General features: G+C 62.0%; 25 protein-coding genes. 10 read left to right on the top strand and 15 right to left on the bottom strand.

Translation table 11 applies throughout. From position 1 onward, the window contains the following. The 5 genes from DBR44_RS03150 to DBR44_RS03130 all read left to right on the top strand — a co-directional run bounded on the left by DBR44_RS03150 (window position 1) and on the right by DBR44_RS03130 (window position 6,806). On the top strand, window positions 1-2,370 hold the full coding sequence (locus tag DBR44_RS03150; protein ID WP_124641991.1) for a beta-glucosidase: 2,370 nt from the start codon (window positions 1-3) through the stop codon (window positions 2,368-2,370). A gap of 390 nt (window positions 2,371-2,760) precedes the next feature. Further along, window positions 2,761-3,120: a translation initiation factor Sui1 gene (locus DBR44_RS03145; RefSeq protein WP_124641989.1), complete on the top strand. Its 360-nt coding sequence runs from the start codon at window positions 2,761-2,763 to the stop codon at window positions 3,118-3,120. Window positions 3,121-3,328: 208 nt separating this feature from the next. Continuing rightward, a complete protein-coding gene (locus DBR44_RS03140; protein WP_158613545.1) occupies window positions 3,329-3,919 on the top strand; it encodes a helix-turn-helix domain-containing protein in 591 nt (196 codons plus the stop codon). A gap of 299 nt (window positions 3,920-4,218) precedes the next feature. Then, window positions 4,219-5,526: an FAD-binding oxidoreductase gene (locus tag DBR44_RS03135; RefSeq protein ID WP_124641985.1), complete on the top strand. Its 1,308-nt coding sequence runs from the start codon at window positions 4,219-4,221 to the stop codon at window positions 5,524-5,526. Between the two features lie 122 nt (window positions 5,527-5,648). Further along, window positions 5,649-6,806, top strand: coding sequence for a type III PLP-dependent enzyme (locus tag DBR44_RS03130; RefSeq protein ID WP_124641983.1), 1,158 nt, complete (start codon window positions 5,649-5,651; stop codon window positions 6,804-6,806). Window positions 6,807-6,852: 46 nt separating this feature from the next. Here the strand turns inward: DBR44_RS03130 and DBR44_RS03125 are convergent, their stop codons facing one another. Genes DBR44_RS03125 through DBR44_RS03115 form a run of 3 tightly spaced genes read right to left on the bottom strand, consistent with a single transcriptional unit; the run spans window position 6,853 to window position 9,553 of the window. Then, a complete protein-coding gene (locus DBR44_RS03125) occupies window positions 6,853-7,887 on the bottom strand; it encodes a DUF2157 domain-containing protein (protein WP_124641981.1) in 1,035 nt (344 codons plus the stop codon). A 27-nt stretch (window positions 7,888-7,914) separates the two neighbouring features. After that, window positions 7,915-8,661, bottom strand: coding sequence for an SDR family oxidoreductase (locus DBR44_RS03120; RefSeq protein ID WP_124641979.1), 747 nt, complete (start codon window positions 8,659-8,661; stop codon window positions 7,915-7,917). Between the two features lies 1 nt (window position 8,662). Beyond that, window positions 8,663-9,553 carry a prephenate dehydrogenase/arogenate dehydrogenase family protein gene (locus DBR44_RS03115; RefSeq protein ID WP_124641977.1) on the bottom strand — a complete coding sequence of 297 codons (891 nt, stop codon included), beginning with the start codon at window positions 9,551-9,553 and terminating at the stop codon, window positions 8,663-8,665. Between the two features lie 119 nt (window positions 9,554-9,672). Here DBR44_RS03115 and DBR44_RS03110 point away from each other — a divergent pair, with 119 nt between their 5' ends. Further along, a complete protein-coding gene (locus DBR44_RS03110) occupies window positions 9,673-9,963 on the top strand; it encodes a DUF4936 family protein (RefSeq protein ID WP_124641975.1) in 291 nt (96 codons plus the stop codon). Between the two features lie 38 nt (window positions 9,964-10,001). On the opposite strand, the gene DBR44_RS03105 is transcribed toward DBR44_RS03110, so the two are convergent. The 11 genes from DBR44_RS03105 to DBR44_RS03055 form a co-directional block, all read right to left on the bottom strand. Further along, a complete protein-coding gene (locus DBR44_RS03105) occupies window positions 10,002-10,880 on the bottom strand; it encodes an EAL domain-containing protein (RefSeq protein ID WP_124641973.1) in 879 nt (292 codons plus the stop codon). A 189-nt stretch (window positions 10,881-11,069) separates the two neighbouring features. Continuing rightward, window positions 11,070-11,885: an aminodeoxychorismate lyase gene (gene pabC, locus DBR44_RS03100; RefSeq protein ID WP_124641971.1), complete on the bottom strand. Its 816-nt coding sequence runs from the start codon at window positions 11,883-11,885 to the stop codon at window positions 11,070-11,072. Then, complete coding sequence (locus DBR44_RS03095) at window positions 11,885-13,177, bottom strand: aminodeoxychorismate synthase component I (RefSeq protein ID WP_124641969.1); 1,293 nt, start codon at window positions 13,175-13,177, stop codon at window positions 11,885-11,887. The genes pabC and DBR44_RS03095 overlap by 1 nt, the downstream gene beginning before the upstream one ends. A 128-nt stretch (window positions 13,178-13,305) precedes the next feature. Then, window positions 13,306-14,547, bottom strand: coding sequence for a beta-ketoacyl-ACP synthase II (fabF, locus tag DBR44_RS03090; RefSeq protein ID WP_124641967.1), 1,242 nt, complete (start codon window positions 14,545-14,547; stop codon window positions 13,306-13,308). 164 nt (window positions 14,548-14,711) lie between these two features. Continuing rightward, entirely contained in the window at window positions 14,712-14,951 is a 240-nt protein-coding gene (gene acpP / locus DBR44_RS03085; RefSeq protein WP_019103041.1) for an acyl carrier protein, read from the bottom strand. Window positions 14,952-15,059: 108 nt separating this feature from the next. Continuing rightward, window positions 15,060-15,797, bottom strand: a complete 738-nt coding sequence (gene fabG / locus DBR44_RS03080) for a 3-oxoacyl-ACP reductase FabG (protein ID WP_103525189.1) — start codon at window positions 15,795-15,797, stop codon at window positions 15,060-15,062. A gap of 64 nt (window positions 15,798-15,861) precedes the next feature. After that, the gene (gene fabD, locus DBR44_RS03075) at window positions 15,862-16,791 is read right to left on the bottom strand and encodes an ACP S-malonyltransferase (RefSeq protein WP_124641965.1); all 930 of its coding nucleotides are present in this window, start codon (window positions 16,789-16,791) and stop codon (window positions 15,862-15,864) included. 154 nt (window positions 16,792-16,945) lie between these two features. Beyond that, complete coding sequence (locus tag DBR44_RS03070; protein WP_124641963.1) at window positions 16,946-17,905, bottom strand: beta-ketoacyl-ACP synthase III; 960 nt, start codon at window positions 17,903-17,905, stop codon at window positions 16,946-16,948. A gap of 7 nt (window positions 17,906-17,912) precedes the next feature. Next, entirely contained in the window at window positions 17,913-18,950 is a 1,038-nt protein-coding gene (gene plsX, locus DBR44_RS03065; protein WP_124641961.1) for a phosphate acyltransferase PlsX, read from the bottom strand. A 65-nt stretch (window positions 18,951-19,015) separates the two neighbouring features. After that, window positions 19,016-19,195 (bottom strand): 50S ribosomal protein L32, encoded by a 180-nt coding sequence (gene rpmF, locus DBR44_RS03060; protein WP_103525193.1) that lies wholly within the window; start codon window positions 19,193-19,195, stop codon window positions 19,016-19,018. Between the two features lie 35 nt (window positions 19,196-19,230). Beyond that, window positions 19,231-19,731 (bottom strand): DUF177 domain-containing protein, encoded by a 501-nt coding sequence (locus tag DBR44_RS03055; protein ID WP_124641959.1) that lies wholly within the window; start codon window positions 19,729-19,731, stop codon window positions 19,231-19,233. A gap of 59 nt (window positions 19,732-19,790) precedes the next feature. On the opposite strand from DBR44_RS03055, the gene DBR44_RS03050 reads away from it, so the two are divergent. The 3 genes from DBR44_RS03050 to pncB are packed head-to-tail and all read left to right on the top strand — an operon-like array spanning window position 19,791 to window position 22,293. Further along, window positions 19,791-20,372 carry a Maf family nucleotide pyrophosphatase gene (locus DBR44_RS03050; RefSeq protein ID WP_124641957.1) on the top strand — a complete coding sequence of 194 codons (582 nt, stop codon included), beginning with the start codon at window positions 19,791-19,793 and terminating at the stop codon, window positions 20,370-20,372. Beyond that, complete coding sequence (locus tag DBR44_RS03045; RefSeq protein WP_124641955.1) at window positions 20,369-21,073, top strand: SAM-dependent methyltransferase; 705 nt, start codon at window positions 20,369-20,371, stop codon at window positions 21,071-21,073. The genes DBR44_RS03050 and DBR44_RS03045 overlap by 4 nt, the downstream gene beginning before the upstream one ends. A 20-nt stretch (window positions 21,074-21,093) precedes the next feature. Continuing rightward, complete coding sequence (gene pncB / locus DBR44_RS03040; RefSeq protein WP_199730961.1) at window positions 21,094-22,293, top strand: nicotinate phosphoribosyltransferase; 1,200 nt, start codon at window positions 21,094-21,096, stop codon at window positions 22,291-22,293. 29 nt (window positions 22,294-22,322) lie between these two features. Here the strand turns inward: pncB and DBR44_RS03035 are convergent, their stop codons facing one another. Beyond that, the gene (locus DBR44_RS03035; protein WP_124641951.1) at window positions 22,323-23,180 is read right to left on the bottom strand and encodes a Rossmann-like and DUF2520 domain-containing protein; all 858 of its coding nucleotides are present in this window, start codon (window positions 23,178-23,180) and stop codon (window positions 22,323-22,325) included. Between the two features lie 109 nt (window positions 23,181-23,289). Between DBR44_RS03035 and DBR44_RS03030 the strand changes: the two genes are divergently transcribed. Beyond that, window positions 23,290-23,862, top strand: coding sequence for a LemA family protein (locus DBR44_RS03030; protein ID WP_124641949.1), 573 nt, complete (start codon window positions 23,290-23,292; stop codon window positions 23,860-23,862). The last annotated feature ends 1 nt before the right edge of the window (window position 23,863 follow it).

Raw genomic sequence — 23,863 nt, 5'->3', positions numbered from 1 at the left:
ATGACAGCCAATCACCAAGAACTGATCGCCCGCATGAGTCCGCAAGACAAGGTCACGCTGCTGAGCGGGCATGGCCTGTGGCGCAGTGCCAGCCTGCCGCAGCTGGGCATCAGCGACTTTGTCATGACCGATGGCACCTATGGCGTGCGCTACAGCAGCGCCCAGATCGACCAGCAGGAAAGCTGGAACATCAGCGACTTTCTGTCGGTGATTCAGCAGGACGCAGGCCAGCAGGCGACTGACAGCGACAAGGGCGGCTCGGAAGCGCTGTTCGGCCACTCGCGCCCGGCCACCTGTTTTCCCAATGGCTCCAGCCTGGCCTGCAGCTGGGATGTGGCGCTGGTGGAACAAATGGGCCGCGCACTGGCCATCGAATGCCAGTCCATGGGCGTGGGCCTGCTGCTGGGGCCGGGCATCAATATCCGCCGCACGCCGCTGGCTGGCCGCGGTTATGAATATTATTCGGAAGACCCGCTGCTCAGCGGTGACCTGGCCGCCGCGCTGATCAACGGCTTGCAACAGGAAGGCGTGGGTGCCAGCCTCAAGCACTTTGCCTGCAACAACTCGGAATACATGCGCACCGAGATGGACTCCATCGTCGAGGAACGGGCGCTGCGCGAAATCTACCTGTACGGTTTCCAGCGCGCCATTGCCAGGGCCAATCCGTGGACGGTGATGTCCTCCTACAACCGGCTGAACGGCGAACAGACCTCGCAGCACCACTGGCTGCTGACCCGGGTATTACGCGAGGAATGGGGCTATCAGGGGCTGGTGATGTCCGACTGGTACGGCATCAAGGACCGCCCGGCCTCGCTGCTGGCCGGTAATGAACTGGCCATGCCGGAAAACGCGCTGGACAATGCCGAACTGCTGACGGCCCTCGAACAGGGCCGCATCCCGGATGAGCTGCTGGACAGCGCCTGCCTGCACATGCTGCAGCTGATCGCCAAGGTACATGCCGGCCGCCGCCCCGGCACCGTGGCTGACTTTGCCACCCATCACCGCCTGGCGCAGCAGATCGCCGCCGAATCACTGGTCTTACTGAAGAACGACCACGACTTGCTGCCGCTGGATGGCCAGCAGTTGCACCGGCTGGCGGTGATCGGCAAACCAGCACTGCAGCCGGTGATACAGGGCTCGGGTTGCGCTACCACCCAGCCCTGGCAGCTGGACTGCCCGCTGGATGAAATCCGGCAACAGGCAGGGCCGGCAGTACGCATCGATTACGCCGTCGGTGCCCCGGATGATGAACACGACGACGAGGCCGCACTGCAGGAAGCCTGCAGCGTGGCCGCAATAGCCGAGGTCGCCGTGGTCTTCGTCAGTACCGCCATCGGGATGGATGGTGAGAATGGCGACCGCCAGCAACTGGGCTTGCTGCCCAGCCATGAGCGGCTGATCAGCCGACTGGCCGCCGCGCAGCCCAAGCTGGTGGTGGTGCTGTGCAATGGCGATGCGGTACTGATGCCCTGGCTGCAACAGGTGCCGGCCGTACTGGAATGCTTCTTTGCCGGCCAGGGCATGGGCCATGCGGTGGCTGCCACGCTGTTTGGTGTCAACAATCCCAGCGGCAAGCTCACCACCACCCTGCCCAACAGCCTGGAAGAAACCCCGGCCTATCTGCACTACCCCGGCGAAAATGGCCGTCACCATTACGGCGAGGGCCTGTTTGTCGGCTACCGCTATTACGACAAGCGCCAGATAACACCGCTCTTTCCCTTCGGTTTTGGCTTGAGCTACACCCGCTTCGACTACCGCAATCTGCAACGCTCCCACCACAGCATGGATGAACACGACACCCTCACGGTCAGCGTCGACATCCACAATACCGGCGGGCGCGCCGGCAAGGAGATCGTGCAGCTGTACATCGCCCCGCCGCCATCCGCGCTGGCGCGTCCGCCACAAGCCTTGCGCGGCTTCGTCAAACTGGATATCCCGGCGGGTGAAAAGCGCCGGGCGCAGTTCACCTTGCAGCGCGAGGATTTGGCCTATTACGACCCGGCACACGCCGCCTGGGTAGTGGACAGCGGCCAGTATGAAATCCGTATCGGCGCATCCAGCCGCGATATCCGCCTGCAGGCCACGGTAGCGGTTACCGCACAGCCACCCTACCCCAGGCTCAAGGCCGACTCCTCGCTGGTACAGCTCACCCGCCATCCCCCCATGCTGCAGGCGGTGGCCGAACTGGTGGCGAGCAAATGCCCGCTCAGTGTGGACGAAGCGCGCGCCAAGCTGGTGACCATGGCCCCCGACATGTTCGGCGGCCTGTTCATCACCCTCACCGCCATGCTGGAGCTGGATATCAGCCGCGCTGAGCTGCAGCAGATTCTGGAGCGGTTTAACGGCATGCGGCCTGAGGATGGCCGCTAGCTATCGCGGTTTTTTCATCGAGACGTCAAGCCGCTGTCACATAACAAGGCGACAATCTGTCCCGAGCCAGCGGCTTGCGCTGGATTGTCTCTTGTTCCGTTGTTTCTTCTCGGCTTTACTCTCGGGCCAACCCTTCACCGGGTTGGCACTTTTTTTGGCCATGCCACCCCGCCAGCCTGATTAGACCCGCTAACAAAACCCCCGCTCCTGCGTTGCGCCTCCTTGCCGTACCAGCTGTACTGTCTGCGTCGGCGCGCCTTGGCCCGGGTTCTCTACGAGGTTTTGTTAGCAGCTCTTCATGCTCATGCCCGCCACAGAGCCAAGGACAGATATCGTGTTGTCCGCCATTTGGCGCTAGACTGCCGGCTGCCCTGTTTACCTGCCATCATCATGAAATCGAAATCCTCCTCCGGCGGCCTGGTTTACTCCACCGAACACGGCCGCATGTGTCCCGACTGCCGCCAGCCCCTTGAGGCCTGCAGCTGCCAACAGGCCGCTTTGCCCAGCGGCGATGGCATCGTGCGCGTCAACCGCGAAAACAAGGGTCGTGGCGGCAAGACCGTCACCCTGGTCAAGGGCGTGCTGCGCGACAGCGCCGGCCTGACTGCACTGGGCAAGCAGCTGAAGAACGCCTGCGGCAGCGGCGGCACCGTCAAGGATGGCATCATCGAAATCCAGGGCGATCATGTTGTTACCGTGATGGCCACCCTGCAAAAACTGGGCTTTCAGGTCAAACGCGCGGGAGGCTGAGGCGGCCAGCCAGGACGACCGCACACGGCCCTGCGTCCTCGTGGCGCACACTGCCTAATGCCTGATGCCTGATGCCTGATGCCTGATGCCTGATGCTGCGCTCAGCAGCACCTCCGACAATTGAAAAAATACAACACAAATTTTTCACAGGTGAAAATTTAGTATTATTTTTTCACACAATCATTCCTTCCCCCGTATGCTGGCTGGCATGACATCCGCCCATACCGACCCGCTCTCGTCCAGCAGCCAGCCCGATCCAGCCTGGCTGGGCGAGCAAATCCGCCAGCTGCGCAAGTTGCGCAAACTGTCGCTGCAACAGCTCAGCGCCGCCACCGGCCGTTCCATCGGCTTTCTGTCGCAGCTGGAACGCGGCAAAAGCCAGCCCAGCGTGTCCGACCTGAACAAGCTGGCCAGCGCGCTGGCCGTCCCCTACAGCGTATTTTTCAGCCAGGCACCGCAGCACGAGCGCGGGCTGGTGGTGCGCCAGGCGCATCGGCCGGTGCTGCACTACGCCGAAGGGGTCAGCGATGCCCTGTTGTCCCCCGGCTTTGGCGGTGAGCTGCAACTGATGCTGAGCCGCTTTGCCGCCGGAGCCAGCTCCGGCGCGCAGACCCTGACCCACGGCGGCGAACAAGGCGGCATGGTGTTGTGTGGCGAGCTGGAATTGTGGGTGGACGAACAACGCCATCACCTGCAGGCCGGCGACAGCTTCAGCTTCAACAGCAGCCGCCCACACCGCTACCGCAACCCCGGCACCATCGAAACCCAGGTGATGTGGGCTTATACCGTCAGCGACTAGGGCCTGTTAACACTATGTTTTCTGCGGCGCAGGCCCTGATAGGTTGTCAATGCAAGGCGGAGGGTGCAGCGCTTGGTGGCCCCAAGCGCAAATCCGACAACGCAGCAGTGGCAAGCTGGTCGGGCCTGCCCTGCGGGGCGGGTGTTGAGCGGCGCACTGCCTTGTCAAACCCCGCTGGCAGGGAATGCCCTGCGGCGCGCGGTTTTTCGCGCATTGCATCCCCTCAACATCCGCCGCCGTGAAAAAAATAGCGTTAACAGGCCCTAAGCCCCAGACCGCACTGCCACACAGGAGACGCCATGTTTGAATCCAGCGCGCATTACCCGCCCACCTGGTATGCAGCCACCAGCCAGGCTGAACAAATCGAACGCCCGCCGCTGCGACAGGATCTGGACGTGGACGTGCTGGTAGTGGGGGCCGGCTATACCGGCCTCTATACCGCGCACAATCTGGCCGATGCCGGAGTCAACGTGGCGGTGATCGAGGCCAGCCGGGTTGGCTGGGCGGCAAGCGGACGCAATGGCGGCCAGATCATTCTGGGCTTTTCCTGCGACATGCCGCCCATTGAAGCCGCGCTGGGGCTGGAGGCAGCACAGGAAATCTGGCAACTGCTGCGCGGTGCGGCTGCCGACATCCGCCACAAGATTGCCCAGCATCAGATCGACTGCGAACTGGCACAGGGCCATCTGTGGACCTCGGTGCTGTGGCAGCGCATCAAGCTGCTGTCGGAGTGGCAGGAGCATGCGGCCCGTCATTACGACTATCAGGCGCTGGAGTTCGTCCCGCGCAAGGATCTGGCGCAGCATGTCGGCTCGGAGCGCTATGTGGCGGGGCTGATCGACCATGAAGGCGGCCATTTTCACCCGCTCAAATACATTCTGGGGCTGGCACGTGCCGCCGAAGAAAAAGGCGTGGCCATCTTCGAACAGACCCGCGCTCTGTCCTATGCCACCACGGCGGATGGCTGCGAGGTGCAGACGGCACAGGGCAAGATCCGCTGCCGCAAACTGGTGCTGGCCACCAATGCCTATATCGACCAGCTGGACCCGGCGCTGGAACGCAAGATCATGCCGGTAGGCACCTATATGATCGCCACCGAACCGCTGCCCGAAGAGCTGGCACGCCAGCTGCTGCCCAGCAATATGGCGGTGTCCGACAACCAGTTCATCCTGGACTATTTCCGCCTGAGTGCCGACCGCAGCCTGTTGTTCGGTGGCAAATGCACCTATTCCGGCAACACCCCGGCCAATCTCACCGCCAGCATGCGCGCCGACCTGCTACGGGTATTTCCGCAGCTGGTGCCCTATCGCATCACCCATACCTGGGGCGGGCATATCGACATCACCGTGCCGCGCACCCCGGATTTCGGCTGCCGTGGCGACGTGTACTGGGCGCAAGGTTTTTCCGGCCATGGCGTGGTGCCCACCTGCGCGGCAGGCCGGGTACTGGCCAATGCCATTCTGGGCGATAGCCATCTGCTGCAGCAGTTCATGCGCCTGTCCACCCCCGACTTTCCCGGCGGCAAGTTGCTGCGCGTGCCACTGCAAGCGGCCGGCATGTTCTATTACCGCCTGCGCGACTACGCCATCCCCGGCCTGAGCTACTAAACCTGCCTGAAGCGGCTAACAAAAACCCTGCTGCTGCGGTGCGGCCAGGAGAGACAAGACAACACTGGGCGTTTTGTTAGCCACGCCAAACCCGGATTTCCCACCGTCAACAGGAGTTGCCCATGACCGCCCACCCCGGTTCACAAGCTGCCTACCAGTTGTTGAAGCACACCGCCCGCCAGGCGCTGGCCAGCGCACCGTACACCGGCCCACTGTGGCTGCTGGACCCGGCGCTGGTACGCCAGCAATACCTGGCACTGCAACAAGCCCTGCCGCGCGCCCGCATCCACTATGCAGTCAAGGCCAATCCGCATCCGGCCATCCTGCACACCCTGCAGACACTGGGCAGCGATTTCGAGATTGCCTCGGAGCAGGAGCTGGACAGCCTGCTGCAACTGGGTGTGGATGCCGCACGCATCCTGTACTCCAATCCGATCAAGGCCAGGCGCGCCATTCGCTACGCTTACCAGCATGGCGTGCGCTGGTTTGCCAGCGACAGCGTGGAAGAAACCCTGAAAATTGCCGCCGAAGCACCGGATGCCACCCAGTACCTGCGGCTGGAGGTGGACAACGACAGCAGCGACTACCCACTGGGCACCAAATTTGGTCTGGCCATTGCCGAAGTACCCGACCTGCTGGCGCAGGCGCGGCAACACGGCGTGGATATCGGCGGCGTGCACTTTCACGTGGGCAGCCAGTGTCGCGACCCGGCAGCCTGGCTGCGTGCCATCGATACGGTGTGGCCGGTGATGACCCTGCTGGGCGAACAAGGCTTCCGGCCACGCCTGCTGAATCTGGGGGGTGGCTTTCCCATCACCTATGACAAGCAAGCACCGGACATCGCCAGCATCGGCGCGGCGCTGATGCCACGGCTGGCGCAACTACCCGCCAACTGCGCAGTGGTGGTGGAACCCGGCCGTTACATGAGCGGCCCGGCAGGCCTGTTCATTTGCGAGGTGATCAATGTGCAGCGCAAGCACGGCAAGCGCTGGGTGTATGCCGATGCCGGCATGTTCAGCGGACTATACGAACTGATGGACGGCTTCCACTACCCGCTGGAACTGAATGGCGCGCCAGCCGGCCCCAGCGGCCAGGCCATCCTGGCAGGCCCCACCTGTGACAGCTGTGATGTGCTGAGTGAAGCCATGCCACTGCCGGATACGCTGCGTGAGGGGGATTTGCTGTGGTTCTATCACAGCGGTGTCTATACCCAGAATCTGGTGACTGCCTTCAACGGCATGCCGGCTCCGCGCGTGGTGGTGTGTCCGGAGCAATCGTGATGATAAGAGCCGGTTAACACGCATTTTGATGGTGGCGGGGCAGGCCCTAATCGGCCAGACCCGCCAGTAACTGGCGCAAGGGGCGTGGCAGCAAGGCATGCAGGCGCTGGCGCAAAACCGCTTCGCGCCGCTGCCACCACACCCCCAGCCCAACCACCGCCAGCCCCAGCAGACTGAGCGCCAGCGGAAACAGCAGGCTGTCGCGGAACACGCTATAGGCCAGATGGCCCAGATAAGCAGCAACACCCAGGCCACCCAGCACGGCGAGCACCCGCCGCGCCAGGGCCGTGCCACAGGCAATCAGCAGCAGGTTGACGCACAGATAGCCAAACTTGCCCAGTTCGCTGTCGCTGTCCAGCAAGGACAAGCCGCCCCAGAAGGCAAGACCGCCAAACAGATACAGCCAGAAGGCGTAATCGGGTTGGCGGCCACTGCGCACATCCACCCAGAAGGCCAGCCCGAGCATCAGCAAACCGAAATAGACCGACACCAGCCGCGACAAGGTCCAGTCGGCATAATCCAGCCCGGCCAGATAGGGGGCCAGATCCATGCTCATATACCATAGCGTCACGGCAACAGGCAGCATGATGAAGGGCAGTCGATACCGCCACAGCAACACCACACCACTGGCCAGCGTGGCCAGTTCCATCAGCATCCAGCGCCAGTCGATCAGCCGGTGGTAATCGCGATAAGGGGTGTCACCCGCCCACCAGCCCAGCGCATGCTGCGCACCGTACACAGCCAGTGGCGTCAAGCTGACGGCCAGCGCCAGCAGAATGCCGGCAGGCAAGGCCAGCTGCCGCCGCAGCAGTACGCGGCCCAGCCACAGGCTGCCGCTGCCATAGGCCAGGGCGATGCCGGTCAGTCCCCAGCCACCAAAACGCTCCCAGCCCAGGGTAATGAACAAGCTCATGGCGGCCAGCGCAATCAGGCCCCCCAGGTAATACAGCACATGCCTGGCCTGGAAACGCGGAACATGCTGATTCTGCACTGACAAAAAGCGCCACAATGCATCAGCTTGCTGCGATTCCAGCAAGCCCTGCTCCACGGCCTGCTGCAGTTGGCTGCGTTTGACGTGCATGGCGATCTCCCTGCTTAAGCTGGCGGCTCAACGTCCGCCGGACACATCCAGAATGCTGCCGGTGCAAAAGCTGGCGGCATCGGATAGCAGCCAGACAATGGCGGCAGCCACTTCCTGCGGCTGGCCGCCGCGCTGCATGGGCACGCCGGGCGCCAGCCGCGCCACGCGGCCGGCTTCGCCGCTGAGGGCGTGGATGCCGGTTTCGATCAGGCCGGGGCGCACCGCATTGACGCGGATGCCTTCGCCGGCCACTTCGCGCGCCAGGCCCAGCGTGAGGGTGTCAATGGCTCCCTTGCTGGCGGCGTAATCGATATATTCGCCGGCCGAGCCCAGCCGTGATGCCGCCGAAGACACATTGACGATGATACCGCCACGCCCACCATGACGGGTGGACATGCGGCGCACGGCCTCGCGGCAGCACAGCATCGGCCCCGCCACGTTCAGTTGCAGCATGTGCTGGATGCGTTCGGCACTGAAGCTGTCCAGCCGCCCCATGGGAGCGGTGGCACCGGCATTGTTGACCAGGCCATCGATGCGGCCAAAGCGGGCGGCTACGGCAGCAAACAGCTGGATGATCTGCGCCTCGTCCGACACATCAGCCTGAAAGGCCTCGGCCTCGCCGCCCTGGGCGCGGATGGCTGCCACCACTTGCTGCGCGGCCACCTCATCCTGCCGGTAATTCACCGCCACCTGCCAGCCGGCAGTGGCCGCTTGCACGGCGGTAGCCGCACCAATGCCACGGGAAGCACCGGTAATCAGCAGGGTCTGGCTCATATCAGGTTTGTCCTTCGCGCAGAAAGCGCTGGTACCAGCCCACGCGGGCGGTGCGGGCGGTGTCGAATGTGCTGGCCAGGCCGGCCTCGTCGCTGTCGGCGACCTGCGCGGTCAATGCCGCCAGCGCCTGGCGGTAGCGTTCCAGCTCGTCCAGCAGGGCCGAGCGGTTGGCCAGGGTAATGTCCTTCCACATTTCAGGATGGCTACCGGCAATGCGGGTGAAATCGCGAAAACCGGTGGCCGCGAAATCAAAGCAGCGCTCGGCATCCGGCTTGCCCGCCACCATGCCGACATAGGCAAAGGCCAGCAGATGCGGCAGGTGGCTGACCGTGGCAAACACGCTGTCGTGTTCGGCCGGACTCATGCGATGGATCACCGCACCACAAGCCTGCCACAGCGCGGCCACGGTATCGCAAGCGCCGCTGCTGCTTTCCGGCAAGGGGGTGAGCACCACCTTGCGTTTTTCATACAGGCCGTACTGGGCGGCAGCCGCGCCGGAAAGCTCAGAACCGGCAATGGGATGGGCCGGCACACAGCCAGCCAGATGATCCGCCAGATGCGTACGGAACAGCTCGGCCACATCGCCCTTGGTACTGCCGGCATCGCTGACGATGGCATGCGGCTGCAAATGCGGGGCCATGGCCTGCATCATGCGGCCCATCTGCCCCACCGGGCAGGCCAGCAAGACCATGTCGGCACGGCCGGCCACCGCGGCCAGATCCTGGCTGATTTCATCCACCACGCCCAGTTCCAGCGCGCGGGTCAGGTTGTCCAGCGTCCGGCCCACGCCGATCACATGCTGCACCTTGCCCGCCCGTTTCAGCGACAGCGCAAATGATCCACCGATCAGCCCGACCCCGACCACCACCAAGGTGGTAATACCCTGCTGCACCTGACTCCCCTTTCCTGCCCTGTTACCATCTGGCCCTGCCCCACCTGCGGCGGGCGAAAGGCCTATGATAAGCGATTTTGCGCCCGCGCCAAGCCTGCAAACCATAGAAGGAGCCGGCCATGTCCTGCACCGTGTATGTCTATTTCAAGATTGATCCGGCCAGCGGCCGCCAGTTGTTGCCGGCACTGCGCCAGATGCAGGCCGCACTGGCGGTCGATGGCATCCGCGCCAGCTTGCTGCGCCGCGCCGACGAAGCCGCAGCTGCGCCGGTACAGACCTGGATGGAGGTTTATCAGGGAGTGGAGGATGTGGCGCAGTTTCGCCAGCAGATGCAGCAGGCGCTAGCCTGTTTTGTCGGTGTGGAACAGATGCCGCCACGCCATCTGGAATGCTTTCAGCCGCTGGAGTGATCAGGCGGCACGGGCGCTAACGCCAGCCGGCAGCGACGCTAGACCGGCAGATTGAGCTGCTCGCCGGGGCGGGCCAGATGAAAACCCTGCACGAAGTCACAGCCGGCAGCGCGCGCGATATCCAGCTGCATGGCGCTTTCGATGCCCTCACCCACCACTTTGGCACCGTGCAGATGCAGGATGTCCACCAGCCGCGCCAGCTTGTCGCGCACACCGGGGCGCATCAGCGCGTGGCGCATCAACACCTTGTCCAGCTTGACGTAATCCGGCTCCAGCAGCCATACGCGCTCCAGATTGGATGCGCCCTGGCCGAAATCATCCAGTGCAATCTTGAAACCCAGGCTGCGGTAACGCTGTACCGCCTCGTACAAGCGCATGGGGTCGCTCACCGCGTCTTCCACCACTTCCAGACAGATCTGGCTGGTCGGAATCTGCAGATACTGCAGTACCTCGGCAAAGAACTGGCCATGGGTTTCGCTGACATTGACCAGATGCTGGGCATTCACATTCAGTGACAGCACCAGATCAGCCGGCGGGTGTTGCAGCAGGAAATTGAGCAGATGCAGACAGCGCAGCTGGCGATCAAGAAAAACCGAACGGCGTGGCGAGGTTTCGGCGGCAAACAGCACGGTAGGAATCAGCTGGCCACCAAAGCTGTCAGTCACCCGCGCCAGTGCTTCTACCGACCACAAGCGGGTTGCGCCATTGGCTTCCAGCGCATAAATCGGCTGGTACACCGAGCGGAAACGCCATTCTTCGTGCCGGCCGCGTACCCGGCCGGCCTGCAGGCTGAGCGCCTGCTGTTCGAACTGGTGTGCGTTCAACAACTGGTTGATATGCGCCAGATCACGCTCGATCGGCGCCAGTTGCGCAGGCTGGGCAAGGGCTTGCTGTTCCAGCAGGCTGGCTGCCACCATGCTGATTCTCCTTGGCGCAGCGTGAATGCACGCTGGTTTGACGCAGGGAAAGGACTCCCCGCAATGTGGCAGCCACTATAACCAGCCCCATTTAGCGCCAGAAATAATTTAATCAGCAAACCTTATGCAAAATTTATCTAAGAAGCCATCAGGAAACTGCAGGCTGCCAGTGCTGGCAGCCTGTCACCATCAGACTTGTTCAGCCAGCAGAGCTTGTAGCTGCCGGCAGCAGTCATGCGTTTGTATCAGCGGCTGACCATCGAGGCTGGCCACCGGCCACAGGCCGATCAGGCTGTTGGAGAGGAACACCTGCTCGGCTTGCCACAGCCGGGCCGGGGCGATGTCCGCCTCTTCCAACTGATAGCCCAGCTGCGGCGCATGGGCAAACAGCCAGTCGCGCAGCATGCCCTGTACGCCGTTCTGGTCCAGCCGGGGTGTGACGATGAGCTGCCCTTCCACCAGATAGACATTGCTCATGGTGGCTTCAATCAGCAAACCGCGCTGGTCCAGCATCAGCCCTTCATGCATGTCCGGGTCGCTCCATTCGGAACGGGCCAGTACGTTTTCCAGCCGGTTCAGGTGCTTGATGCCCGCCAGCAAGGGCTGACAGGACAGCCGGGTATCACACCAGCGCACATTCACCCCGTCACGGGCGCGCTCCAGCGGATAGCCCGCCCACGGAGTAACCGACACCATACGGGTGGGCTGGCAAGCAGCCGGCATGGCATAGCCGCGTGCGCCCACGCCACGGGTGAGCACGATCTTGGCCACGCCCAACTCCACTCCGCTGGCCAGCTGGCTGATTTCATCCAGCAGCAAGGCTTCATCCGGCAGCGGCAGTTTCAGCCGGGCCGCGTCGGCCAGCAGCCGCGGGTATTGCCAGGCCCACAGCCGCGGCTGGCCGTGGCGGATTTCGATGGTGCGATAGATGCCGTCGCCATAGGCCAGGCCACGGTCCAGTGCGGAAATCTGCTCGCCGGGCTGGCCGTTGATCAGCATGGCCATCAGGCTTGCTCCACGCCCAGCGCACGCAGCAGGCCACGCGCCTTGTGGCGGGTTTCCTGCAATTCGCGTTGCGGGTCAGAATCGGCCACGATGCCGCCACCGGCGCGGAAGCGCAGCTGCTGCCCTTCCTGCATGAAGGTACGGATCAGGATGTTCAGGTCCATGCTGCCATCGCGGTTGAGATAGCCCAGGCTGCCGGTATAGGCACGGCGTGCGCTGTTTTCCAGCTCGCGGATGATCTGCATGGTGCGTACTTTGGGGCAGCCGGTGATGGTGCCGCCGGGAAACAGGGCGCGGATGGTGTCCAGCGGCGAGACATCGTCACGCAGGCGGCCACGGATATTGGATTCGATGTGATGAACATAGGCGTAGCTTTCCACTGCCATCAGTTCGTTCACCTCTACCGTGCCGGGCTGGCTGATGCGGCCCAGATCGTTGCGCTCCAGGTCGATCAGCATCACATGCTCGGCCCGCTCCTTGACGCTGGAAATCAGCCGCTGCTTGAGCACGCCATCTTCGACGGGGTCGGGCGAGCGCGGATGGGTGCCGGCAATCGGCCGGGTATCTGCCCAGCCATCGCGTACCCGCACCAGCCGCTCCGGCGAGGAGCTGACAATCTGCGCGCTGCCAAAATCGGCCAGCGCGGAAAACGGTGCCGGGTTGGCCCGGCGCAGGGCAGCAAACAGGTCGGGGGCCTGTACTTCCGGCCCCAGTGCGGCCCGCCAGCCACGCGAAATGTTCACCTGGAACACATCGCCTTCGTAAATGTAGTTTTTCAGCCGCAGTACAGCGTCGGTATACCAGTGCGGCGGGTCTTCTTCCAGCGTCTGCAGGCTGACCGCTTGCGGCACAAAAGCAGGAATGCTGCGAACCAGCTCACCCAGCCGCTGCCAGTCGTCGGCGCTTTCCGCCACGATCCACGCAGTCTGCTCACGGCGGTTGATCAGAATGGCTGCCGGTACCCGCGCCATGGCGGCTAGTGGGAAACTGTCGGGCAGGGACTCGGCCACGCGTGGCTCGAACTGCGACAGCAAGTCGTAGCCCAGGTAGAGGAAATGCCCGCCGACAAAGGGCAGATGGTGTGGATTGTCCACCGCTTGCGGCTGAAACTGGCGCAGGGCCTCGACCAAGGCCTCGCCCTCACCAGCGTGGTACAGCGTGGTGCTGTGGGCGGCAAACAGCATGTCCCAGCCCTGCTCGCCGGAGGACATCAAGAGATAGGGGAAGTCAGCGCGACGGGCGGCATGCAGGGCCAGCAGGTCGGGCAGGAAGTCGAGTCGTTCGGTGAACATGCCAGATCCGGAAAGGCGGCATGAAGACGCCGCACAAATAAGAAAACCGCCGCGAGTGTATCGCAGCGGTTCGGGCTGTCAATCCATTTGCGCGCTGCACCGCAGTATGCGGCACGGCGCGCCAGGCATTACATGCGCTTGAATATCAGCGTGCCGTTGGTACCACCAAAGCCAAACGAGTTGGAAATGGCGATATCGATGTGCATGTCACGCGCGGTATTGGCCACGTAGTCCAGATCGCAACCGGATTCCACATCCTGCTCGTGCAGGTTGATGGTGGGTGGCGACACCTGGTTGTAAACAGCCAGGATGGAGTAAATGGCTTCCACACCACCAGCGCCACCCAGCAAGTGGCCGGTCATCGACTTGGTCGAATTCACCACCAGCTTTTTGGCGTGGTCACCAAAGGCGATTTTCAGCGCATTGGTTTCGTTGGCATCACCCAGCGGAGTGGAAGTACCGTGCGCATTCACATACTGCACCTGGTCCGGATTGATCCGGGCATCGCGCAGTGCATTCTGCACGCCGCGGGCCGGGCCTTCCGCACTCGGAGCGGTGATGTGGTGGGCATCGGAGCTCATGCCGAAGCCGATCAGCTCGGCATAGATACGCGCACCACGCTTGACCGCGTGCTCGTACTCTTCCAGCACCAGCACGCCGGCACCTTCGCCCATCACAAAGCCGTCGCGGCCCTTGTCCCAGGGACGGGACGCGGTTTCCGGATCGTCATTGCGGGTGGACAGCGCCTTCATGGCGGCAAAACCGCCCATGCCCAGCTTGGAGATGGCACCTTCGGCACCGCCGGCCACCATCACGTCGGCGTCGCCATACTGAATCATCCGTGCCGCATCACCGATGCAATGCGCACCGGTGGTGCAGGCAGACACGATGCCATACGACGGGCCTTGATAGCCCTTCAGGATGGATACGTGGCCGGCGATCAGGTTGATCAGCGAACCCGGAATGAAGAAGGGGCCGATCTTGCGGGCACCGCCCTGCTGTACCGCTATACCGGTTTCCTCGATCAGCGGCAGGCCGCCGATACCGGAACCGATGTTGACGCCAACGCGGGTCTTGTCCAGATCGGCAACATCGTCCAGACCGGAATCGGCTACCGCTTGCAGCGCTGCTGCAATGCCGTAGTGGATGAACAGGTCGGAGCGACGGGCTTCCTTGGGCGAGATATACGCGCTGATGTCGAAGTCTTTGACTTCGCCGGCGATCTGGCAGTTGAGCTCGCTGGCATCAAAACGGGTTACTTTGCCGATGCCGCTCTTGCCGGCCAACAGATTGGCCCAGCCGGTAACGACATCATTGCCGACCGGGGAAATGTGTCCCAGACCGGTTACTACAACTCTGCGTTTGGACACGAAGAATCTCCGTGAGAGGTGGGAGGCAGTCTCCCGATGATCCCACAAGGTCTGTTTGATCATTATTACAATCAAACGGGCGTTTGGAATCCTCTATAACAAAAGAACCTCTGCTGGCGAGCCAAGGCCGCACCGCGCAGAGGTCCTGTACAGGCCTGAAAATATTACTTGTTCAGGTGGGCGGTAACGTAATCCACGGCTTGCTGAACAGTGGTGATCTTTTCAGCTTCTTCGTCCGGGATTTCGCACTCGAACTCTTCTTCCAGAGCCATTACCAGCTCAACGGTGTCGAGGGAGTCAGCGCCCAGATCATCAACGAAGGACGATTCGATCTTGACTTCAGCTTCGTTTACGCCCAGTTGTTCGGCAACGATCTTTTTAACGCGCGCTTCGATGTTTTCCATTTGTCTAAACCCTTGACCTTTCTGATTCGGGATAACAAAACCCGTGTATTCTACAAAAAAAAATTAGAGCAGCCCACCTAAATCTTGTCTTTTGTTCGACAAGCTAGTTCAGGGCATGAACATGCCACCATTTACATGCAGTGTCTGACCGGTGATATAGGCTGCGCGGTCGGATGCCAGGAAGGATGTTGCATCGGCAATATCCTTGGCATCGCCCAGACGGCCCAGGGCAATTTGCCCCACCAGCGCCTCGCGCTGCGCTTCCGGCAGCGCGCGGGTCATGTCGGTATCGATGAAGCCCGGTGCCACGCAGTTGACCGTGATATTGCGGCTGCCAACTTCGCGTGCCATGGACTTGGTGAAGCCCATGATACCGGCTTTGGCTGCCGCATAGTTAGTCTGACCTGCATTGCCGGTGGCACCCACCACCGAGGCGATGTTGATGATACGGCCCCAGCGGGCCTTCATCATGCCGCGCAGCACGGCCTTGGATGCCTTGAACACCGACTTGAGGTTGGTGTCCATGATGGCATCCCAGTCGTCGTCCTTCATGCGCATCAACAGGCCATCGCGGGTGATACCAGCGTTGTTGACCAGAATGGCCACGCCGCCGAATTCCTTGTCGATGGCATCCACCAGCGCTTCGATGGCACCGTCTTCGGTCACGTTCAGCACGCGACCGGCACCACCGGCAGCCGCCAGGCGTTCGTTGATGGCAGCAGCACCGGCTTCCGAGGTAGCAGTGCCGATGACAATGGCGCCCTCGGCTTGCAGCGCATCGGCAATGGCTGCGCCAATGCCGCGCGAAGCGCCGGTGACCAGGGCTACTTTGCCTTGCAGACTCATTTCGGATGTCTCCTTGTTATGGGCGTCAGCACGCGGCGGGCCGACTGGCGACCCGCCACGGATATCATTGCAGTTCGGCCTTGGCCGTTTCCAGCGCAGCAGTGTCGGTCAGCGCCAGGCATTTGACGTTGCCGTCAATGCGCTTGGCCAGACCTGCCAGCACCTTGCCCGGGCCACATTCGGCCATGGTGACGATGCCGTCGCCAGCCAGCTTCTGGATGGTTTCGGTCCAGCGCACCGGGCTGTACAGCTGACGCACCAGTGCATCACGGATGTCGGCGGCGTCGCTGTAGCTGACGACGTCGGCATTGTGCAGCACCGGAATGGCCGGGGGATTGATGTGTACTTGCAGCAGCGCTTCAGCCAGCTGCATGCCGGCCGGCTTCATCAGCGCACAGTGCGAAGGCACCGACACCGGCAGCGGCAGCGCACGCTTGGCACCACGGGCCTTGCAGGCTTCCATGGCGCGCTCGACGGCCGCCTTGGAGCCGGCAATCACCACCTGGCCCGGCGAATTGTAATTGACGGCTTCCACCACCTCGCCATTGGCCGCCTCAGCACACGCAGCGCGCACTTCGTCATCGGACAGGTTGAGGATGGCCGCCATGGCCCCCTGCCCGGCCGGTACGGCGTTCTGCATGGCTTCGGCGCGCAGGCGCACCAGCTTGACGGCTTCGGCAAACGGCAGCGCTCCGGCAGCCACCAGTGCGGTGTATTCACCCAGGCTGTGTCCGGCCACCACCGACGGCTGCTGACCGCCTACTTCCTGCCAGGCCAGATAAGTGGCCACACCGGCAGCCAGCATGATGGGCTGGGTATTGACGGTGGCATTGATGGCCTCGGCGGAATCCGCCTGCAACATGGCCCACAGGTCCACGCCCAGCGCGGAGGAGGCTTCTTCGAAGGTGTGCTTGACGACCGGCAGGTCGGCAAAGCCATCCATCATTTTCAGGCTTTGCGAGCCCTGACCGGGAAAGAGAAAGGCAAACGCCATAGACAGTCTCCGCAAATACGACGGAATAATAATCGACGGAAGAATGCGGCAAACCAGACCATTCTGCCAAGCACTCAGATCAAACGCCCATGCAAATGGGCGTTATCTCATGCCAGGCAGCGCATGGCCGTGACCGGCCTTCCGTCGCGAAGAATCAGTACTTCAGCAGCACGGCACCCCAGGCAAAGCCACCGCCAATCCCTTCCAGCAGAATGGTCTGGCCACGCTGGATGCGACCATCACGCACCGCGTGATCCAGCGCCAGCGGAATGGAGGCAGCCGAGGTATTACCCTGTTGCGGCAATGTCACGATCACCCGCTCCATCGACATGCCCAGGTGTCTGGCCGTGGATTCGATGATGCGCAGATTGGCCTGGTGCGGCACCAGCCAGTCGACTTGCGCCTTGTCCACGCCAGCCTCGGCCAGGGTGGTGGCAGCAATCTCGGACAAGGCCTTGACCGCAAACTTGAATACCGCCGGGCCGTCCATGTGCAAGAAGGGAATGCCCTGGATCTTGCCACCGGAAATCTGCGCCGGGGTATTGAGGATGTCCTTGTAGCGGCCATCGGAGGCCAGCTTGGCATGCAGGATGCCCGGCTCGTCCGATGCGCCCAGCACGACCGCGCCCGCACCATCGCCAAACAGCACGCAGGTACGGCGGTCTTCCCAGTCCATCACGCGCGACATCACTTCGGCACCGACCACCAGCACCTTGCTGGCCATGCCGCCCTTGATGTAGTTGTGCGCGGTAGTGAGGGCAAACATGAAGCCGGCACACACCGCCTGCACGTCGAAGGCAGCACAACCGTGAATACCCAGCTTTTCCTGCAACAGGCAGGCGGTGCTGGGGAAAATCATGTCAGGCGTGGTAGTGGCGACGATGATCAGATCGATCTCGCCCTTGTCGATGCCAGCGCTCTGGATCGCCGCCTCGGCGGCTTTCAGGGCCAGATCACTGGTGGTTTCTTCATCGGACACGATGTGGCGGGCGTGAATGCCAGTGCGCGAAACAATCCATTCGTCACTGGTTTCCACGCGCTCGGCCAGCATCGCATTCGTGAGCACATTGGATGGCAGATAACTGCCAGTGCCTAGAATGCGGGAATGGGCCATGTATTAATCAGTTCGCTTCCGGCTCGGGCTGCTTGAGGTTGTTTAATTGGTGTGCAACCCGGTCGGTAATATGACCAATCACGTCGGAGCCGGCTTCCTCGCAAGCCTGTTCCAGCGCGAAACGGAATCCTACGGCATCAGTTCCGCCATGGCTTTTCACCACGATGCCGCGCAGGCCCAGCAGGCTGGCACCATTGTAGCGACGCGGATCGACGCGGTTGCGGAAATGCTTGAGCACCGGCATGGCAGCCAGCGCGCACAGGCGGGTCCACCAGTTACGGGTGAATTCCTGCCGCAGGAAGTAGGCAATCATGTGCGCCAGCCCCTCGGCTGATTTGAGCGCCACATTGCCGGTAAAACCGTCGCAGACTACCACATCTACCGTGCCTTTGTAGACGTCGTTGCCTTCGACATTACCGATGAAATTCAGCTCGGACTGGCGCAGGTATTCGCCGGCGCGCTTGACGCTGTCGTTACCCTTGATGTCTTCCGAACCGATATTGAGCAGCCCGACACGGGGATTGGCATTGCCGGTAATGCTGGATACCAGCTCCGAACCCATGATGCCGAACTGCAAGAGTTGTTCTGAGGTGCAATCGACGTTGGCGCCCAGGTCCAGCATGCAGGTGCTGCCCTTGACTGACGGCATCATCTTGGCGATGGCCGGTCGTTCGATGCCCGGAATGGTTTTGAGGACAAAGCGTGCGGTTGCCATCAGTGCGCCGGTATTGCCGGCAGACACGGCAGCTTGCGCTTCGCCTTCCTTGACCAGATTGATCGCCACCCGCATCGACGAGTCTTTCTTGTTTTTCAGGGCCAGTTGCGGCGACTCGTCCATGCCTACCACTTGCGTGGCATGACGGATATGGACGCGCGAACGCGCAACACCCTGATGGCGGGACAATTCAGCCTCGATGGCTGCCTGGTCTCCGACAAGAATCAGATGGGCGTTGGGATGGTCTTGCAGGAATTGGATCGATGCTGGGACGGTGACCTTGAGGCCAACGTCACCGCCCATTGCATCAACCGCGACGGTGATAGTCATCAACGTGTACGGTAGTGAAACCTACCTGTTTTTATGAAGGTAAGTATTGGGTGAAAAAGGACGAATTATTCGCCTTTGGTCTTAACGACCTTGCGACCACGGTAGAAGCCGTTCGGGCTGATGTGGTGACGCAGGTGGGTTTCACCGGTCGTCGGCTCGCTAGCCAGCGACGGAGCGGTCAGAAAATCGTGTGCACGATGCATGCCGCGCTTGGACGGGGACTTTTTGTTCTGTTGAACAGCCATGTTCGACTCCTAGGAAAATCGCGTGTATTGATAATTCAAGACTTGGAGATCTTCAACGTGGCCAGCACCGCAAACGGATTGGGCTTGTCAGCCTTGGCACGCGTCAGAGCTTCCGAACCGCATTCGTCGTGTTTCGTCGAGTGCGGCAAGCCCATGATGATTTCGTCTTCGATCATTGCCACCACATCAAGCTCTTCCAGGGCGAGAATGGCGTCCAGCGTTTCGTCCAGTTCTACGGCTTCATCCAGCTTTTCCTGCCGGGTGAACAGGGTCACCACCACATCGGTGGCTACCTGGTAAGGCATGGCTTCCAGACAACGCTGGCAGCTTACCATTACGTCTGCATTCACCCGGAGGCGAAGGGACAAACGGGACGAACCATCACGAAAACCTTCCACGGTGTATTCCACCGTACCGGAGGTATCGGACAGGTCGCTGTGCACACGCTCGTCAAGTGCGCTGACGGGCATTTTGCCGGTCATTTCGCGGCCCTCACGGGCGAACTTGAGCGGGTCGATCAAAATCGGGTTAGACATAAACCCAGCATGATATAATCTGCCCCCCTGATTTGTCAAAATAATCAAGCAATACCATCATGCAGATCATACTGGCTTCCACCTCCCGCTATCGTCAGGAAATCATCAGTCGGCTGGGCCTTCCCTTTGAGGCCGTCGCTCCCGTTTGTGACGAAACGCCCCTGCCCGGCGAAACCGCACTGGACACCGCAGTACGCCTGGCGCGCAGCAAGGCCCAGTCGCTGGCTACCCGCTACCCTGCGGCCTTGATCATCGGCTCCGATCAGGTAGCCTTGCTCGACGGCCAGCAGATCGGCAAGCCCGGCTCCTTTGAAAAAGGTGTGGCCATGCTGCAGTGGATGAGCGGCCGTACCGTGGTGTTTCACTCGGCACTGGCGCTGTACAACAGTGCCAGCGGCCACCTGCAGGAAACCGTGGGCATGACCCGTGTCACCTTGCGCCAACTCACCGAACAGCAGATCCGCAACTATCTGACCCGTGAGCCGGATGCCCTGCACTGCGCCGGCAGCGCCAAGAGCGAGGGCCTGGGCGGCGCGCTGTTGCAAAAAGTGGAATCGGACGACCCCAGTGCCCTGATCGGCGTGCCTCTATTCGACCTGATCAGCATGCTGAACGCCGAAGGCGTGGAGATACTGCAATGAGCGGAACCCTGTTTCTGATTCCCGCCCCGCTGGGCGATGAAAGCATCGCCTGGCTGCCGGCAGCCGAGGCGGCCAAAGTGCTGCATATCCGCCACTTTGTGGTGGAGGCTGAAAAAACCGCGCGCAAGCACCTGAAAGCACTGGGGGTCAGCACGCCGATCCGCGAGCTGGCCATGAGCACGCTCAACGAACATACCAAACCCGGCGATGTGGCCGCCCTGCTCGCTCCCTTGCTGGCGGGCGAAGATGTGGGCCTGATCTCCGAGGCTGGCTGCCCGGCAGTGGCCGACCCCGGCGCACAGCTGGTGGCACTGGCGCATGAGCGCGGCATCCGCGTCGCGCCGCTGATCGGCCCCTCGTCCATTTTGCTGGCACTGATGGCCTCGGGGGCCAATGGCCAGTGTTTTGCCTTCCACGGCTATCTGCCGGTGGATGCCACCGAAAAGGCCAAGCTGGTGAAGGAGCTGGAACAACGCTCGCGCCAGCGCAATGAGACCCAGGTATTTATCGAAACGCCTTACCGCAATAATGCCTTGCTACAACAATTGCGCGAAACGCTGGCTCCGGCCACCCGGCTGGCAGTGGCTTGCGATCTGACCCTGCCCAGTGAAACCATTGTCAGCCGCCTGGTGAAAGACTGGCCGCAAGCTGCGCCAGACTTCCACAAGCGCCCGGCCATTTTCATTCTGCACGCTGCCTGAAAGGCCACGCCATGCCCAAGCTGCCGCCGCTGATCCACTCGCTGCTGGATACCGACCTGTACAAGTTCACCATGCTGCAGGCGATTCTGCACCAGTTTCCGGCGGCTTACGGGCAATATGAATTCCGCTGCCGCAACCAGCCGGACTTCCCGCTGGCCCAGCTGCACCAGGAACTGGAAGCGCAGCTGGACTGGTTATGCCAACTACAGTTCACCCAGCCGGAGCTGGCCTATCTGCGCAGCCTGCGGTTCATCAAGAGCGATTTTGTTGATTATCTGGAACTGTTCCACCTGCAGCGCCGCTTTATCAAGGTGAGCTGCCAGGGCGATGCGCTGAGCATTCATATCGAAGGCCCGCTGGTGCAGGCCATGTTCTTTGAAATATTCGTGCTGGCCATTGTCAACGAGCTGTATTTCCGCCGGCTGGACACCCCGCAGGCGCGCGAAGAAGGTCAGCGCCGGCTGGACGCCAAGATTGCTACCCTGCTGCGCTTCGAAGCCGAAGAAAGCGCCCAGCAGCGCTTCCCCTTGCTGATTTCAGACTTCGGCACCCGCCGCCGCTTCAGCCGCGAGTGGCAGCAACAGGTGGTGGAACAACTCAATGCCGCCCTGCCCAAGGTGTTTCGCGGCACCAGTAACGTGTGGCTGGCATGGAAACTGGGCATCACCCCCATCGGCACCATGGCACACGAATTTTTCCAGGCCTTTCAGGCATTGGGCGTGCGCCTGCGCGATTTTCAGAATGCGGCACTGGAAGCCTGGGTACAGGAATACCGCGGCGACCTGGGCATCGCGCTCACCGACGTGGTGTGCATGGATGCCTTTCTGGCCGATTTCGACCTGTACTTTGCCAAGCTGTTCGACGGCCTGCGCCACGACAGTGGCGACCCGCAGGAATGGGCGGACAAGGCCATTGCCCACTACCGCAAGCTGCGCATCGACCCGGCCACCAAGATGCTCACCTTCAGCGATGGCCTGAGCGTGGACAAGGCGCTGGCACTGCACCGCCGCTACAGCCCGCACATCCAGGTGAGCTTTGGTATCGGCACCCACTTTACCAATGACATGGGGCTGGAGCCGCTGCAGATCGTGCTGAAACTGGTGAGCTGCAATGGCCAGCCGGTGGCCAAGCTGTCGGACAGCCCTGGCAAGACCATGTGCAGCGACCAGACCTTCCTCGCCTATCTGCGCCAGGTATTCAAGGTGGCGCAACCGGACTGAGCCTTCGTTCGCTAGATCATCAACAGGTTTCAGCCGCCAGCCAGTACAGCCCGTAGCGACTGCCCGGCCTCGGCCGGCAGCCGCGCTCCGGCCAGCGCCACGGTACGCTCGCCCAGCGCCCGGTACACTGCTTGCATGTCGGCAGGCAAGGCTGCCAGATGCCGCGCCACGGTAGCCACATCCCCCCGCACAATCGGCCCGGTCAGCGCCGCCTGCGGCCCCATGCTCAGCGCATTGGCCAGACTGCCCTGCATCAGCGGCCCCAGCAGGGCTGGCAACAGCTGCTCGCCCACACCGCCTTGCAAGGCCAGCTGGCGGGCCAGTTCAGTCAGCGTAACCAGATAATTGGATGCCACCGACAAGGCCGCGTGATACGCCGCCTTGCCACCGGGGGCCAGCGCAAACGGCCGCGCACCGATGGCGGCGGCAAAATCCTGCAGCGCCACACAAGCCGCCGCATCGCCCTCCAGCGCACACAAGGTGCCGGCAAATTGTTCGACCGCCCGGGCCGGATTGGCAAAGGAAAATGCCGGATGCAGGCTGGCGACATGCGCACCCGCCGCACGCAGCGGCGCCAGCACCTCGGCTTCGGCCGCGCCACTGGCATGGAACACCACGCTACCGGGCCGCACCGCGCCACTGGCCAGCAAGGCTTGCGCCACACCGGCAATGGCGTCGTCCGGTACCGACAGCAGCAGCAGATCCGCCGCCGCCAGATCTTTCAGCGCATCCACAGCACGCCCCTGACCAATAAATGACACCGCCTCCCGTGCCGACTCATGGCTGCGCGCCAGGCAATCCACCACCCGACAAGCCCCACTAACCACCGCCAGGCGGCCCAGGGTACGGCCCACACGTCCGGCCCCGATGATGTTCAGACTCTGCATTCCAGACTCTTTCTTGACAGTCACAACGGCATGGCAGACCATGCCGCTACAATAATTTTGCTTAACAGCATTTTACTCGCCACTACCGCACTCTCGGGGAGCCAGAGCCATGAAGCTGGTGATTTTCCTTGGCGTCATCGCCGTCATCCTGTTTTATTTCATCACCCTGTACAACGCGCTGGTCAATCTCAAGCATGCCGTGGCGCGTAGCTGGGCCAATATCGACGTGCTGCTCAAACAGCGCCACGACGAATTGCCCAAGCTGGTGGAAGTGTGCAAGCAGTATGCCCAGTTCGAGCAGCAAACCCTCACCCGCGTGATGGAAGCCCGTTCGGCAGTGGCGCAATATGCCCAGAGCCGCAATATGGAAGGGCTGGGCCACGAGGAAGACAAGCTGCGCGGCTTGATCGGCCAGGTGCTGGCCGTGGCGGAAGCCTACCCCGAACTCAAGGCCGACCAGCAGTTTAGCCATTTGTCCGAGCGCATCAGCCAGCTGGAAGACCATATTGCCGACCGGCGCGAACTGTACAACGACGCCGTCAACCTCAACAACGTGCGCATCGAGCAATTTCCCGATGTGCTGATCGCCCGCCTGTTCAACTTCCCCACCGCCCGCGCCCTGCAGTTTTCCGCAGCGGAAAAGCGCGATGTCGACCTGCGCCAGCTGTTTCAGCGGGACTAAA

Source organism: Aquitalea sp. FJL05, from assembly GCF_003852595.1.
Taxonomy (GTDB): Bacteria; Pseudomonadota; Gammaproteobacteria; order Burkholderiales; family Chromobacteriaceae; genus Aquitalea; species Aquitalea aquatilis.
Note: the sequence above shows the minus strand (reverse complement) of the source record. Positions and strands in the feature narration are given on the sequence as shown.

Coding starts and splice junctions, on each gene's coding strand:
- DBR44_RS03045 (WP_124641955.1), top strand. CDS start 20,369: ATGAGCGGAACCCTGTTTCTGATTCCCGCCCCGCTGGGCGATGAAAGC.
- DBR44_RS03120 (WP_124641979.1), bottom strand. CDS start 8,661: ATGAGCCAGACCCTGCTGATTACCGGTGCTTCCCGTGGCATTGGTGCG.
- plsX (WP_124641961.1), bottom strand. CDS start 18,950: ATGACTATCACCGTCGCGGTTGATGCAATGGGCGGTGACGTTGGCCTC.
- DBR44_RS03140 (WP_158613545.1), top strand. CDS start 3,329: ATGACATCCGCCCATACCGACCCGCTCTCGTCCAGCAGCCAGCCCGAT.
- rpmF (WP_103525193.1), bottom strand. CDS start 19,195: ATGGCTGTTCAACAGAACAAAAAGTCCCCGTCCAAGCGCGGCATGCAT.
- DBR44_RS03105 (WP_124641973.1), bottom strand. CDS start 10,880: ATGGTGGCAGCCAGCCTGCTGGAACAGCAAGCCCTTGCCCAGCCTGCG.
- pabC (WP_124641971.1), bottom strand. CDS start 11,885: ATGGCCATGCTGATCAACGGCCAGCCCGGCGAGCAGATTTCCGCACTG.
- DBR44_RS03050 (WP_124641957.1), top strand. CDS start 19,791: ATGCAGATCATACTGGCTTCCACCTCCCGCTATCGTCAGGAAATCATC.
- DBR44_RS03130 (WP_124641983.1), top strand. CDS start 5,649: ATGACCGCCCACCCCGGTTCACAAGCTGCCTACCAGTTGTTGAAGCAC.
- acpP (WP_019103041.1), bottom strand. CDS start 14,951: ATGGAAAACATCGAAGCGCGCGTTAAAAAGATCGTTGCCGAACAACTG.
- DBR44_RS03055 (WP_124641959.1), bottom strand. CDS start 19,731: ATGTCTAACCCGATTTTGATCGACCCGCTCAAGTTCGCCCGTGAGGGC.
- DBR44_RS03030 (WP_124641949.1), top strand. CDS start 23,290: ATGAAGCTGGTGATTTTCCTTGGCGTCATCGCCGTCATCCTGTTTTAT.
- DBR44_RS03135 (WP_124641985.1), top strand. CDS start 4,219: ATGTTTGAATCCAGCGCGCATTACCCGCCCACCTGGTATGCAGCCACC.
- fabG (WP_103525189.1), bottom strand. CDS start 15,797: ATGAGTCTGCAAGGCAAAGTAGCCCTGGTCACCGGCGCTTCGCGCGGC.
- DBR44_RS03150 (WP_124641991.1), top strand. CDS start 1: ATGACAGCCAATCACCAAGAACTGATCGCCCGCATGAGTCCGCAAGAC.
- DBR44_RS03070 (WP_124641963.1), bottom strand. CDS start 17,905: ATGGCCCATTCCCGCATTCTAGGCACTGGCAGTTATCTGCCATCCAAT.
- DBR44_RS03125 (WP_124641981.1), bottom strand. CDS start 7,887: ATGCACGTCAAACGCAGCCAACTGCAGCAGGCCGTGGAGCAGGGCTTG.
- DBR44_RS03110 (WP_124641975.1), top strand. CDS start 9,673: ATGTCCTGCACCGTGTATGTCTATTTCAAGATTGATCCGGCCAGCGGC.
- DBR44_RS03145 (WP_124641989.1), top strand. CDS start 2,761: ATGAAATCGAAATCCTCCTCCGGCGGCCTGGTTTACTCCACCGAACAC.
- fabD (WP_124641965.1), bottom strand. CDS start 16,791: ATGGCGTTTGCCTTTCTCTTTCCCGGTCAGGGCTCGCAAAGCCTGAAA.
- DBR44_RS03095 (WP_124641969.1), bottom strand. CDS start 13,177: ATGTTCACCGAACGACTCGACTTCCTGCCCGACCTGCTGGCCCTGCAT.
- DBR44_RS03035 (WP_124641951.1), bottom strand. CDS start 23,180: ATGCAGAGTCTGAACATCATCGGGGCCGGACGTGTGGGCCGTACCCTG.